General features: G+C 65.2%; 13 protein-coding genes. 5 read left to right on the forward strand and 8 right to left on the reverse strand.

Annotation, left to right across the window (positions count from 1 at the left end; all coding sequences use genetic code 11):
* Positions 1-4: 4 nt before the first annotated feature.
* The gene (locus QN397_RS04390; RefSeq protein WP_323500164.1) at positions 5-1,123 is read right to left on the reverse strand and encodes an FAD-dependent monooxygenase; all 1,119 of its coding nucleotides are present in this window, start codon (positions 1,121-1,123) and stop codon (positions 5-7) included.
* Positions 1,124-1,213: 90 nt separating this feature from the next.
* Between QN397_RS04390 and QN397_RS04395 the strand changes: the two genes are divergently transcribed.
* Complete coding sequence (locus QN397_RS04395; RefSeq protein WP_323495718.1) at positions 1,214-2,137, forward strand: MOSC domain-containing protein; 924 nt, start codon at positions 1,214-1,216, stop codon at positions 2,135-2,137.
* A gap of 21 nt (positions 2,138-2,158) precedes the next feature.
* Here QN397_RS04395 and rbsD read toward each other — a convergent pair whose 3' ends face one another.
* Genes rbsD through QN397_RS04425 form a run of 6 tightly spaced genes read right to left on the reverse strand, consistent with a single transcriptional unit; the run spans position 2,159 to position 8,109 of the window.
* Entirely contained in the window at positions 2,159-2,557 is a 399-nt protein-coding gene (rbsD, locus tag QN397_RS04400) for a D-ribose pyranase (protein WP_323500165.1), read from the reverse strand.
* Positions 2,554-3,507 carry a ribokinase gene (gene rbsK / locus QN397_RS04405; RefSeq protein ID WP_323500166.1) on the reverse strand — a complete coding sequence of 318 codons (954 nt, stop codon included), beginning with the start codon at positions 3,505-3,507 and terminating at the stop codon, positions 2,554-2,556. Before rbsK ends, rbsD begins: the two co-directional genes overlap by 4 nt.
* Complete coding sequence (locus tag QN397_RS04410; protein ID WP_323500167.1) at positions 3,504-4,520, reverse strand: LacI family DNA-binding transcriptional regulator; 1,017 nt, start codon at positions 4,518-4,520, stop codon at positions 3,504-3,506. The genes rbsK and QN397_RS04410 overlap by 4 nt, the downstream gene beginning before the upstream one ends.
* A 14-nt stretch (positions 4,521-4,534) precedes the next feature.
* A complete protein-coding gene (locus QN397_RS04415) occupies positions 4,535-5,551 on the reverse strand; it encodes an ABC transporter permease (RefSeq protein WP_323500168.1) in 1,017 nt (338 codons plus the stop codon).
* A gap of 19 nt (positions 5,552-5,570) precedes the next feature.
* Positions 5,571-7,148 carry a sugar ABC transporter ATP-binding protein gene (locus QN397_RS04420; RefSeq protein ID WP_323500169.1) on the reverse strand — a complete coding sequence of 526 codons (1,578 nt, stop codon included), beginning with the start codon at positions 7,146-7,148 and terminating at the stop codon, positions 5,571-5,573.
* 7 nt (positions 7,149-7,155) lie between these two features.
* Positions 7,156-8,109 (reverse strand): sugar ABC transporter substrate-binding protein, encoded by a 954-nt coding sequence (locus QN397_RS04425; protein ID WP_323500170.1) that lies wholly within the window; start codon positions 8,107-8,109, stop codon positions 7,156-7,158.
* Positions 8,110-8,310: 201 nt separating this feature from the next.
* Between QN397_RS04425 and ychF the strand changes: the two genes are divergently transcribed.
* Both ychF and QN397_RS04435 read left to right on the forward strand, forming a co-directional pair.
* Positions 8,311-9,402: a redox-regulated ATPase YchF gene (gene ychF / locus QN397_RS04430; protein ID WP_323495711.1), complete on the forward strand. Its 1,092-nt coding sequence runs from the start codon at positions 8,311-8,313 to the stop codon at positions 9,400-9,402.
* Positions 9,403-9,827: 425 nt separating this feature from the next.
* On the forward strand, positions 9,828-10,502 hold the full coding sequence (locus tag QN397_RS04435; RefSeq protein ID WP_323500171.1) for a glutathione S-transferase: 675 nt from the start codon (positions 9,828-9,830) through the stop codon (positions 10,500-10,502).
* A 9-nt stretch (positions 10,503-10,511) separates the two neighbouring features.
* On the opposite strand, the gene QN397_RS04440 is transcribed toward QN397_RS04435, so the two are convergent.
* Entirely contained in the window at positions 10,512-10,982 is a 471-nt protein-coding gene (locus QN397_RS04440) for a YqaA family protein (protein ID WP_323495709.1), read from the reverse strand.
* Between the two features lie 222 nt (positions 10,983-11,204).
* Between QN397_RS04440 and dusB the strand changes: the two genes are divergently transcribed.
* Positions 11,205-12,281: a tRNA dihydrouridine synthase DusB gene (gene dusB / locus QN397_RS04445; protein WP_323500172.1), complete on the forward strand. Its 1,077-nt coding sequence runs from the start codon at positions 11,205-11,207 to the stop codon at positions 12,279-12,281.
* Between the two features lie 21 nt (positions 12,282-12,302).
* Positions 12,303-12,539, forward strand: coding sequence for a Fis family transcriptional regulator (locus QN397_RS04450; RefSeq protein WP_187053082.1), 237 nt, complete (start codon positions 12,303-12,305; stop codon positions 12,537-12,539).
* The last annotated feature ends 19 nt before the right edge of the window (positions 12,540-12,558 follow it).

Below are 12,558 nucleotides of genomic sequence, written 5' to 3' on the forward strand. Positions count from 1 at the left end.
GGCGTCAGGGAAGGCCCATTGCCTGCCGGGCTATCCACTGTTTGACGAACCGCGTGCGATCGAATCCACGCATGCCCCAGTTGCGCAGTGCCGGCAGCGGCTCGGTGCGATGCGCGAAGAGTTGCTGCAGCGCGTCGGTCGCGAGGCTCATCGAGAGCACGTCGGTGCGACGGGCACGTTCGTAGCGGCGCAGCAGACGCGCATCGCCGACGCCCCGCCAATACTCGCGGCCCTTCAATACCGAGGCCAGTTCGGCCGCATCGGCCAGGCCGAGATTGAGCCCCTGGCCCGCGAGCGGATGCACCGTGTGCGCCGCGTCACCCGCCAGAGCCCATGCCTTGCCGTCGGCCATCGTGCCGCTCCAGCGATCGGCGATGGCGCGCTGCAGGGGCCAGGCGGCACGCTCGCTCGTGAGCGTCAAAGCACCCAACGCGTCTTGACTGGCTTCGCGCACCGCCGTGGCGAAGTCGTCTGCGCTCAGGGCCAGCAACGCCGGCGCGCGCAGTTGGTCGACCGACCACACCAGCGCCAGCGAGCGACTACCGGGGCCGCCGACCGGCAGCAATGCCAGCACCTCGCCGCGGTCGTCGAACCACTGGCGGGCGATCTCCCCGTGCGGTTGTTCGGCTTCGAGTCGCGCGGCGATCGCATGTTGCGGGTAGCGCGTGACCTCATATCGCACGCCGAGTGCGTCACGTGTCGTGCTGACCTTGCCCTCGCACACCACCGTGAGCGCTGCCGCCACCGGCTCGGCCACGATGTCGATGCGTGGCTGAAAGCGGACCGCATCGCTCAGCTGGCGTTCCAGCGCCGGCACGTCGACGATCCAGGCCAGCGCATCGACCTTTTGGCTCGGGGCGCTGAACTGCACGCGACCACCCCCGTCGCCGTTGACCTGCATCTCGCGGACCTGGGTCGCGTGCTGCGCATCGGGCCAGGCGCGGAGTTCTTCGAGCAAGGTCCGGGAAGCGGCATTGAGCGCATAGGCGCGCACGTCTTCGTGCGGGTTCGGCAGTTGCGGCGCCACGAGCGCCACCCTGACGCGTTCGCGCGCCAGCAACAGCGCCAGCGTGCGGCCGACGATGCCGGCGCCGCGAATACAGACTTCGGGGGGAAGAGACATCGGCGGATTGTAGGAGTTGCCTCCCGCTGCCGTGCGCTGCGGGACAATCGCAGATTCGCGTCTTTTCGTGACGTTTTCAAGGAAACCGCCGTGACTTCACCCAACGCCGCTCCGCTTGCCGACCTGGCGGCTTTCGACGTTCGCGCCACCATCTCGCGCCTGTTCGTCTATCCGATCAAATCCTGTGCCGGCGTCGAACTCCCCGAAGTCCTGCTTACCGAAGCGGGACTTGAATTCGACCGCGCCTGGATGGTGGTCGATGCCGCCGGTGTGTTCGTCACACAGCGCGAGCTGCCGCGGATGGCGCTCGTCAGGCCGCAGATGAAGCAGATGGAAATGGTGCTCCGCGCCCCCGGAATGCTGGCACTCCACATCGCATTCGATCGGGTCGAAGGTCCGGTGCGGGTCACGGTCTGGAACGACGAGGTGGCCGCCTACGACATGGGTGATATCGCCGCGCAGTGGTTCAGCGACTTCCTGTCGGAGCCCGGCAAGCCCCGGCAACTCAGGATGGTCCGCTTCGACCCCGAGCAAAAGCGCCTGTCGAACATGAAGTGGACCCGAGGCGTGGAAGCGACCAACCAGTTCGCCGACGGCTTCCCGCTGCTGATCACCAGCGAAGCATCGCTTGCCGAACTGAACGAGAAGCTGGTGGCCGCCGGGCATGGCGCGGTCGGCATGGAGCGATTCCGCCCGAACATCGTGCTGGCCGGCATCGAGGCGCAGGACGAAGACCGGGTCGACACTTTCCATGTCGCTACCGCACCCGACGCACGGGCCTTGCTGCAGCCCGCGAAGCCGTGCCCGCGCTGTCCCATTCCGGACATCGACCCCGCCACCGCCGTGTCGACGCACGAGGTTGGCGACACGCTATCGACCTACCGGCAAAACGACCGGGTCGACGGCGCCATCACTTTCGGCATGAACTGCATCGTGCTGCAGGGCGGGACCGAGGGCGCCGAGCAGGTGCTGAAAGTGGGCCAGCCGGTCGGTGCCAACTACGTCTTCGGATAGGTCGGGCGCAGCCTCGACTCCTCAGAACGTCACTCCGGCACACAACACGATGTTGGCGTAAGGCGTGCACTCGCCCGTGCGCACCACCACCTTGGCGCGCGCGCACAAGCGCTTGAGCTCCTCGTGCGAGATCATTTCGGGCGCGATGGTCAACTGACCGGCACACCAGGCTGGCAGCACGTGGCCTGCACCGGCGTCGATCGCTTCCCGCGCGATCATGGCGCGCTCAACCTGCATCTCCGACAGCACGGCCCTGAGCACGTCGGCGAGTCGGGGCACGCCCGGTGTGACCGCGAGGTCGATGCGGCGCGGGCCATCGGGAATCGGCAGACCGGCGTCGGCGAGTACGACCATGTCGCCGTGACCCAGGCGGGCGATCGATTGCGACAGTTCGGGATGGAGTAGCAAAGTGCGTTTCAAAGTGGTGTCCAGGCGGGTGGCAAGGCACTGCGCAACACGGCGCTGCGCAGCGGGATGGAGGGTTGAGCGCCGGGCTGCGTGATGCACAGCGCTGCGGCCCGGATGCCCAGGCTAACGCCCTCGTCCAGTGACGCGCCGGAGGCGAGAGTTACCGCCAGCGCACCTAGAAAAGTGTCGCCGGCTGCGGTGGTGTCGACCGTCTCCACGGGAAGTGTCGGATGGTGGCGCGCACCGTCTGCATCGACGGCCACGGCGCCGCTGGCGCCCAGCGTGACCACCACGCGTGCAACGCCGCGTGCACGCATCGACTCGCCAGCCAGGGCGGCATCGCGCGGGCTCTCGACCAGTCGGCCCGAAAGCGTTTGCGCCTCGACCTCGTTGACCACCAGTGTGTCGATCAGCGGCCACAGCGCGTCATCGATCGGTTGCACCGGCGACGGGTTGAGCAGCACGCGGCAACCGGCGCGATAGGCCGCAGTCATCGCACGCGCGACTTGCGCGACGGGGGTTTCGAACTGTGCAATGAGGAACGCCGTACCGTGCAGCCGTGCTGCCAGCGCCACGTCGTCGATTTCCACACGCGCGTTGGCGCCGGCAATCACCACGATGCGATTCTGGCCCGTGTCCTCGACCATGACCAGTGCGGTGCCGGTGGGCGCCGAGGCATCGGTGGTGACCGCCGAGGTGTCGATGCCGTCCTGCTGCAGCGCCTGGCGCAACGCCTCGCCGTTCGCGTCGGCACCGACGCAGCCGACCAAGCTGACAAGCGCACCCTGGCGCGCGCAACTCACTGCCTGATTGCCGCCTTTGCCACCGGGAATGCTGTGGATCGAATGGCCCTGCAGCGTCTCGCCTGCTGCGGGCGCGTGCGGTACCCGCACCACCAGGTCCATATTGAGACTGCCCAGCACGACGATGCGCGGCGGTGCTGAGGATGAGGTCGGAATCATGGCGGGCCTGCAAGCATCCTGGCCGTCGATGCGCGCACGCGCAATTCGGGTTGCAGCACCACTTTGCGTGGCTCCTGCCGGCGCTGGCTGACGCGCTCCAGCAGCATGTCCACCGCCAGTGCGCCGATGTGATCCTTGGGTTGGGCGACGGTGGTAAGCGGCGGGCTGGTGTAGCCCGACAGTTCGATGTCGTCGAAGCCGACGATCGACAGTTCGTCCGGTACCCGGACGCCGGTCTCGTGCGCGGCGCGCAACGCGCCGATCGCCATCAGGTCGTTGCACGCGAAGACAGCGGAAGGGGGCTGGTCGGTGCGCAGGATCGCATGCATCGCCTCATAGCCGCCCTGGCTGGTGAAGCCGCCGCGCCACAACAGCGTGGTGGCGCCGGGCGCCGCACCGCTCTCCGCCAGCGCCATGCGCCAACCCTCGATGCGCTGCTCGCTCGGCATCACGCCGGCTGGGCCGCCGATGCAGGCAATCTGCCGATGGCCGAGCGACAGCAAATGCCGCACGGCGAGCAACCCGCCCTGCATGTGTGCGGTCTCGACGAGGTCGCACGTCGGATCGGCGATCTCGCGATCGACCAGCACGATCGGCAACCTGATGCCGCGCAGTTGGGTGACCAGCGAATCGTCGTCTCCGGTGGACACCACGATCAGGCCGTCGATACGGCGCTCGGCCAGCACCTTGATGTACACGCTCTGCCGATGCGGCTCATCGTCGGTGTTGCAGAGAATCAGCGTGTAGCCGGCGGCGAAGCAGCGGTCTTCGACGATGCGCACGATTTCGGCGAAGTACGGATTGGAGCTGTTCGGGATCAGCATCCCCAGCGTGGAGGTGGTGTTGCTTTTCAGGCTGCGCGCCACGGCGCTCGGCACATACCCAAGCGCGCGTATGGCGGCCTGCACGCGTTCGCGGCCTTGCTCGCTGACGTGGCGGGTGTCGTTCAGCACGTGCGACACCGTGGTGATCGATACCCCGGCGTGCAGCGCAACGTCTCTGATGGTGGCCATGGTCGTTTCTGCCGTCAGACCGCGCCGGCGCGGCGCTGGCGCAGCGTGTCGATGATGACGGCGACCACGATCACGCACCCGGTCACGATGCGTTTGCTCGGCTCGCTGGCGCCCACCTGGGCCAGCCCGGCCTCGAGCACCGCGATGATGAGCACGCCGAAGAAGGTGTTGACCACCGAGCCCCGACCGCCCATCAGGCTGGTGCCGCCGATGACCACGGCGGCGATCACCTGCAGCTCGATGCCGACGCCGGCGTTCGGATCGGCGGCCTCGAGGCGGGCCGACTGCATCAGCCCCGCCAGACCTGCGAGCAACCCGGTGAGTGCGAACACGATGATTCGGATCGGCCGCGGGTCGATGCCTGCCAGCCGCATCGCCTCTTCATTGGTGCCGATGCCGACCACGTAGCGACCGAACACGGTCCGCGTCAGCACCGCCTGTGCGATCGCGACCAGCACCACCGCTATCACGAACGCCGCCGAGATGCCGCCGATCCAGGGAGTCGCGAGCCCTGAAATAGCATCGCCGACGTACTGGGTGCGCGAGTTGGTGACCAGATAGGCGCCGCCGCGGACCGCTTCGAGCATGCCGAGCGAGACGATGAACGACGGCAACCGCCACGCGACCGAGACCGAGCCGGTGACCGCGCCGCAGGCCAGGCCGGCGAAGAGCCCCAGCGCCGCAGCGGCCGGAACGGGCCAGTGCCATTGCAGGATCGCCGCGGTGGTGATCGCAGCACTCAGCGCCAGCACCGAGCCGACCGACAGGTCGATGCCCGCGATGATGAGCACGAAGGTCATCCCCACCGCCATCACGAGCAATGCCGGTATTTCGTTGGCGATGGTGATGAAGGTTTCGCGTGTCAGGAAATACTCGCTCAGGCTGCCGAACAGGGCGACCATGCCGACCAGCACCGCAGCGAGGCCGAGGTAGGTGCCGAGCTGGCCGCGCAGCGTGGCGCCGCGGGTCGCTGCCGCGGCGGTGGGCGGCGCGTCAGGCGCAGAAACGGGTTTGGCTGCAGTCGGGTTCATGGCGTTGGGGCAAGACCGGTCAAGCCGGCAGGCTGGAAGGTTGTGTGACTGACTTGGCCGTCGTGTCGCTGAATGCGGCAGCGAGCAATGACTGTTCGGTCCACTGACCACGCTCGAAAACCGCGACGAGCCGGCCCGCGCTCATGACGCCGATGCGATCGCACATGGCCATCAGCTCGCGCAAATCGCTCGACACCATCAGCAGTGCCTTGCCGGCGTCTGTCATGCGGTCGAGTTCGGTATACAGGTCGGCGCGGGCACCCACGTCGACGCCGCGCGTCGGCTCGTCGAGCAGCAGCACACGGCATTCGCGATGGAGCCAGCGCGCGAACACCACCTTCTGCTGATTGCCGCCACTCAGCGTGGCCACCGGCTGTTCGACGCTGCGCGAGCGTATGCGCAGCACGTCGACCCACCGCTGTGCGATCGACCGTTCCTTGGCCGGCTGAAGCCACCCGCCTCGCGACACGGCGCGCAGGTCGCTCAAGGTCGTGTTGACGCGGATCGATTGCGGCAGCAGCAGCCCTTGCGATTTCCGGTCCTCGGTCACGAGCCCGATGCCGGCGCGAATGGCCTGCATCGGCGAACGCCAACCGGGCCGGATGTGCTGCACCGGCGCTGTGCCGCCGGATGCCGGCGTCTCGCCGTGCAGGGCGATCTCGCCGCGGTCGGCCTTGTCTGCGCCGAACAGCAGGCGCACCAGTTCCGTTCGGCCCGAGCCGACCAATCCGGCAAGTCCCATGATTTCGCCGGCGTGCAGCGTCAGATCGACGTCGCGCACCGTCTGCGCGCGGCCGAGGCCGGTCGCCTGCAACAGCACCCGACCGGCCGGGCGGCGTGGACGTCCTTCGTGTTCATGGACCGCGCGGCCGACCATGCGTTGCACCAGTTCGGATTCACGGACACCCGCCATCGCGCGCACGTCGACCAGCCGGCCGTCACGCAGCACGGCGACCCGGTCGGCAATGCGCTGCAGCTCCTCCAATCGATGCGACACATAGACGATGGCGACGCCACGTGCTTTGAGCAAATCGATTTGTTCGAACAGGTGCGAGGTTTCGCGCGGCGTCAGCATCGCCGTCGGTTCGTCCAGCACCAGAACGCGCGTGTCGTCCTGCAGGTTGCGTGCGATCTCGACCATTTGCTGCTGGCCGATGCCCAGGCGCGCGACCGGCGTGCCGGGATCGATGCCCTGCATCCCGATCTTGGCCAACTGGCGCGCAGCGAGTGCGTGCAGTTCGCTGCGTCGGACCCAGCCGGCGCGATGGGGCAAGCGATCGAGCAGCAGGTTCTCGGCGACGGACAGCGTTGCCACCAGGCCGAGTTCCTGCATCACCATACGGACGCCCTGGCGTTCCGCGTCGCGCCGCGATACCGGTGAAAAGACGTTGCCGTCCAGGGCCATGGTCCCACGCGTCGCGGTCACCAGGCCGCAGACGATCTTCGACAAAGTGCTCTTGCCGGCACCGTTCTCGCCGGTCAGTGCCAGCACCTCACCCGCGTGCAGCGCGAGCGACACGTCGTCGAGCACGGGCGTGGAGTAGTCCTTTCCCAGTGACTCCAGCGTCAGGAGCGGCGCGACGGCGGCCAGCGGCATGGCGTGGTTATTTGGTCGTCTTGGTGACCAGCACCACGTCGGTCTTGACCTCGGCGGGCATCGAGGACTGGGGCTGCTTGGCGGCCAGCGCCTTGAGCGCGGTCTCGATCCCGAACACCGCCTGCTTCGCTGCGAACTGGTCGGCTGTGGCCAACACGCGGCCGTCGGCGAGCATGGGCTTGATGGCACCGATGTTGTCGTAGCCGACGACCAACACCTTGCCGGTCTTGCCGGCGGCCTTGACCGCCGCCACGGCACCGAGCGCCATGCTGTCGTTGCCGACCAGCAGTGCTTTGAGGTCGGGATGCTCGCGCATCATGCCGGCCGCCACGGTGTTGCCCTTGTCGATCTCCCATTGGCCGGATTGCACGCCGACGACGGTGGCGCCGGCGGCTTTCATTGCATCCTGGTAGCCGAGCGTGCGCTGCTGCGCATTGAACGTGGTCGAGACGCCCTCGACGATGCCGACCTTGTCTCCGGCCTTCAGGCTCTTGGCCAGGTAGTCGCCGACCAGCTTGGCGCCGGCTCGGTTGTCGGGGCCGACGAAGGGCACCTGGATCGACTTTTCCTTCAGCGCGGCGGTGTCCAGCTGGTTGTCGATGTTGACGACGAGGATGCCCTTGTCGATGGCCGCCTTGATCACCGGTACCAGCGCTTTCGAGTCCGCCGGGGCGATCACCAGCGCATTGATTTTCTGCGCCACCATCTGCTCGACCATCTTGATCTGGGCGGCGGTGTCGGTTTCGTCCTTGATGCCGCTGGCCATCAACGTGTACTCGGATGCGTGTGCTTTTTGATGCGCCTTGGCGCCGTCTTCCATGGTCTGGAAGAACTCGTTGGCCAGCGACTTCATGACCAATGCGACCTTGGGCTTGTCCTGTGCGAGCGCAGGCGTCGCGGCGAGGGCGCCCAGCAGTGCCAGAACGGCGGTGGATTGAATGGTGCGGCGAGTGAATTTCACGGTATGTCTCCTGAAAATGGATGGGCTCCGGTCTGTTGCCGGGACTCCGATCGTAGCCAAAGCAAACGTTTGCGCAAACGTTTGCGCGTCGGGTTTTACCCTTATGCTGCATGCGAAGCGCCCGGAATCCGCCGGAAGTCGCGCGACGTCGAAGCTTCGAGGTCCTCGCCTAAAATCACGGGTTGATTCCAGAGGACCTCCATGAGTTTGCAATGCGGCATCGTCGGCCTGCCCAACGTCGGTAAATCCACCCTTTTCAACGCGTTGACCAAGGCCGGCATCGCAGCGGAAAACTATCCCTTCTGCACCATCGAGCCGAATGTCGGCGTGGTCGAAGTGCCCGACCCGCGGCTGGCGCAACTGAGCGAGATCGTGAAGCCAGAACGCATCGTTCCGGCCATCGTCGAATTCGTCGACATCGCGGGCCTTGTGGCCGGCGCCAGCACCGGTGAAGGACTGGGCAACAAGTTCCTGGCGCACATTCGCGAAACCGACGCCACGGTGAACGTGGTGCGCTGCTTCGACGATGACAACGTGATTCATGTGGCGGGCAAGATCGATCCGATCTCCGACATCGAAGTGATCCAGACCGAGTTGTGCCTGGCCGACCTCGCCACGGTAGAGAAGGCGCTGCATCGCCACGGCAAGACGGCGCGTTCGGGCGACAAGGAGTCCATCAAGCTGGTCGCCCTGCTCGAGAAATGCCAGGCCGCCCTGAATGAAAACATTCCGGTGCGCGCGCTCGAATTCACGAAAGACGAGCAACCGCTGGTCAGGTCGTTCACGCTCATCACCGCCAAGCCGGCGATGTTCGTCGGCAACGTGGCCGAAGACGGCTTCGAGAACAATCCGTACCTTGATCGACTGCGTGAATACGCCGACAAGCAGAAGGCGCCCGTGGTGGCCATCTGCGCCAAGATCGAAGCCGACCTGTCCGAGATGGACGACGAGGACAAGAAGATGTTCCTCGCCGAAATCGGCCAGGAAGAGCCGGGCCTGAACCGGCTGATTCGCGCGGCCTACCAGCTGCTCGGCCTCCAAACCTATTTCACCGCCGGCGTGAAAGAAGTGCGCGCCTGGACCATTCATATCGGCGACACCGGCCCGCAAGCGGCGGGCGTGATCCACGGCGACTTCGAAAAGGGCTACATCCGCGCCCAGACCATCGCCTTCAACGACTACATCGCCTTCAAGGGCGAGCAGGGCTCCAAGGACGCCGGAAAGATGCGCAGCGAAGGCAAGGAATACGTCGTCAAGGATGGCGACGTGATGAACTTCCTGTTCAGCTCCTGAACCGTTTGCAGCGCCACTGGCAGGGCTACTTTGCCGCTGCCTGTTGCATGCCCCAAACGACGGTGTTGTCCACAGCGTAGACCGCGCAGGTCACGTTGCGACCGGCGCATGCTTTGACATGCCCGATGAGTGCAGCTGAACTGGTGGCAGTGCCGTACTGGCCGTCTCTCGTGATCAGAAAGACGCGCGTCGACCACATGGCACGCGGTGACCATTGCAGCGGGCGTAACGGCGACCGCGCTGCCGATGGAGAACGCGCCCCTGCCACGATCGGCCTTCACCGTCCACACAGCGGGCGAGACACGTTGAAAAATCGCCTCGGGTTCCAGTGCATTGGCATCGGATGCCAGCCCGCCCAAGGCGCACAGCAACAGCGTCGTTAGACTCCCGATCTTTCCAGAATTCATTCGCATTTTGCGACGCTCATGATCACCGTTCACCATCTCAACAACTCGCGCTCGCAACGCGTGCTCTGGCTGCTCGAAGAGCTCGCCCTGCCATACGAAGTCGTTCGCTACGAGCGCAACCCGCAGACGATGCTGGCACCACCCGAGTTGCGCGCGGTGCATCCGCTGGGCAAATCGCCCGTCGTGACAACCGAGGACGGGTTGACGTTGGCAGAGTCCGGAGCGATTGTCGAGACGGTGATAGAGCGTTTTGGTGAAGGCCGATTGGCACCTGCCGCGGGAACCCCGGAAGCACTGCGTTATCGCTACTGGCTGCACTACGCAGAGGGTTCTGCCATGCCGCCGCTGCTGTTGAAATTGATCTTCGACAAAATCGAGAACGGCAAGATGCCTTTCTTCGTGAAGCCGATCGCCAAATCCATCGCTGCCAGGGCCAAGGCTGGTTTCATCACACCGAACATCAAGGCGCACCTCGAATTCATGGAAGGCGAGCTCGGCAAGAGCCGCTGGTTCGCTGGAGAGAACTTTACCGGTGCCGACATCCAGATGAGCTTCCCGGTCGAAGCGGCAAAAGCGCGCGGCGGTCTCAATGCGACTCGCCCCAAGCTCATGGCCTATCTCGAGCGCATCCATGCGCGCCCCGCTTACAAGCGCGCACTCGAACGCGGCGGCCCGTACGCCCTGCTGGGCTGAGCCGCTCGGTTACTCCGGCCAGATGTAGAGAAGCGCGACTGTCATCGTCACGTAGCGCGCAAATTTGCCAATGGCCATGTAGAACACACACGGCCAGAACGACAGCTTGAGCCAGCCGGCGACGGCGCAAAGCGGATCGCCGACCAGCGGCAGCCAACTCAAGAGGCACGCTTTGGGGCCGAGCTTTTCAAGCCACTTGAGCACGCGCGTGTGGTGCTTGGAATTCGAATACTTGTCGGCGACTTGGTGCGCGCCATAACCCATCCACCAGTCGACGGCGCCGCCCAAAGTGTTGCCAAGGGTCGCGACGCCGATGGCCGGCCAGAACATAGACGGGTTCAACTTGAGAAGGCCGAATAGAAACGGCTCGGACCCGACCGGCACCAGCGTGGCAGATACGAAAGCGGCCATGAAAAGCGTCGACAGCCCGTATTGCGGGAGCGCGAGCAGTGCGAGAAGAGAGTCGAGCCAGGCTTGCATGGTCGCGCAGTATAGGAAGCGGTGCTTTGGGCACGTTGTGGGAAAAACGCGCGATCGGGCGGGCACCGATCGGGACGGCTGAAGACCGGGCGACCAACGCCGCGAACGGGCTCGCAAACCCGAGGCAAATATTCGTGCAAATCGTTTCAGTCACTGAAACGCGGCGTGGCTACAATCGTGCCTCATTTTTCAGCAGCCGACAGCACACCCGCTTCCACTTTCATGACACTGCAGATCGGCAACATCACGCTGGAAAACCGCCTGTTCGTCGCGCCCATGGCCGGCGTGACCGACAGGCCGTTTCGCATGCTGTGTCGACAACTCGGTGCCGGTTATGCAGTGAGCGAGATGGTCACTTCGCGAAGGGATCTGTGGGGCTCGCTCAAGACGTCGCGCCGTGCCGATCATGTGGGTGAGCCCGGTCCGATCTCGGTGCAGATCGCTGGCACCGATGCGGCAATGATGGCCGAAGCAGCGCAATACAACATCGAGCGCGGCGCGCAGATCATCGATATCAATATGGGTTGCCCCGCCAAGAAGGTGTGCAACAAATGGGCGGGCTCCGCATTGATGCGCGACGAGCCGCTGGCGCTTCAAATCGTCGAAGCGGTGGTGGCTGCTGCAGCGCCGCATGGCGTGCCCGTCACGCTCAAGATGCGAACCGGTTGGAGCGACGATCGTCGCAACGCGGTGAAGCTGGCGCGTGATTTCGAAGCAGCCGGCGTGCAGATGCTGACAGTGCATGGCCGCACGCGCGAGCAGGGCTACAAGGGTGCCGCCGAGTACGACACCATCGCGGCAGTGAAGGCCGCGGTGCGTGTGCCCGTGGTTGCCAACGGCGACGTGACCAGTCCGGAGAAAGCACGCGACGTGCTGGCAGCAACCGGTGCCGATGCGGTGATGATCGGCCGCGCCGCGCAAGGCCGCCCATGGATCTTTCGCGAGATCGCGCACTTCCTGGAAACCGGAACGCACCTTGCGCCACCGCTCGTTGCCGAAGTACGGCGATTGCTGCTCGACCATCTTCAAGAGCACCATGGTTTGTACGGTGAGTACAGCGGTGTGCGCACTGCCCGCAAACACATCGGCTGGTACGTTCGGGGCCTGCCGGATGGCGAGGCGTTCCGGGCCCGCATGAATACGATCGAAGACAGCGCATTGCAACTGCGCGCGGTCGGCGAATATTTCGATGAGCTTGGGGTCCGCATGGACCGCATGCCGACGTACCGCCCTGACGAAGAGCAGACGGACGCAATGGGGACGATGGGGAACGAGGAAGCGGTCACCACCGCTGAATGAGAAGAGAAGCAGAGAACAAGCATGAGCAAAAAACACATTGAAGACTGCGTGCGCACCAGCCTCGACAGTTACTTTCGCGACCTGCGCGGCACCGAGCCCGACGGTATGTACGAGATGCTCGTGCGCGTGGTCGAAAAACCATTGCTCGACGTCGTCATGACGCGGGCCGAGGGCAACCAGTCGCGCGCCGCGCAGTGGCTCGGTCTCAATCGCAACACGCTGCGCAAGAAGCTGGTCGAACACAAGTTGCTCAAGTAAGTGCGTAAGCACACCGCAG

This window comes from Variovorax sp. RTB1 (assembly GCF_035018765.1).
In the GTDB taxonomy this organism is placed as follows: Bacteria; Pseudomonadota; Gammaproteobacteria; order Burkholderiales; family Burkholderiaceae_C; genus Variovorax.

Excerpts from the sequence above, each read along its gene's own strand:
- rbsK (WP_323500166.1), bottom strand. The coding sequence starts at position 3,507 with ATGATTCCGACCTCATCCTCAGCACCGCCGCGCATCGTCGTGCTGGGC.
- dusB (WP_323500172.1), top strand. The coding sequence starts at position 11,205 with ATGACACTGCAGATCGGCAACATCACGCTGGAAAACCGCCTGTTCGTC.
- QN397_RS04415 (WP_323500168.1), bottom strand. The coding sequence starts at position 5,551 with ATGAACCCGACTGCAGCCAAACCCGTTTCTGCGCCTGACGCGCCGCCC.
- QN397_RS04410 (WP_323500167.1), bottom strand. The coding sequence starts at position 4,520 with ATGGCCACCATCAGAGACGTTGCGCTGCACGCCGGGGTATCGATCACC.
- QN397_RS04435 (WP_323500171.1), top strand. The coding sequence starts at position 9,828 with ATGATCACCGTTCACCATCTCAACAACTCGCGCTCGCAACGCGTGCTC.
- QN397_RS04450 (WP_187053082.1), top strand. The coding sequence starts at position 12,303 with ATGAGCAAAAAACACATTGAAGACTGCGTGCGCACCAGCCTCGACAGT.
- QN397_RS04420 (WP_323500169.1), bottom strand. The coding sequence starts at position 7,148 with ATGCCGCTGGCCGCCGTCGCGCCGCTCCTGACGCTGGAGTCACTGGGA.
- QN397_RS04440 (WP_323495709.1), bottom strand. The coding sequence starts at position 10,982 with ATGCAAGCCTGGCTCGACTCTCTTCTCGCACTGCTCGCGCTCCCGCAA.
- ychF (WP_323495711.1), top strand. The coding sequence starts at position 8,311 with ATGAGTTTGCAATGCGGCATCGTCGGCCTGCCCAACGTCGGTAAATCC.
- QN397_RS04390 (WP_323500164.1), bottom strand. The coding sequence starts at position 1,123 with ATGTCTCTTCCCCCCGAAGTCTGTATTCGCGGCGCCGGCATCGTCGGC.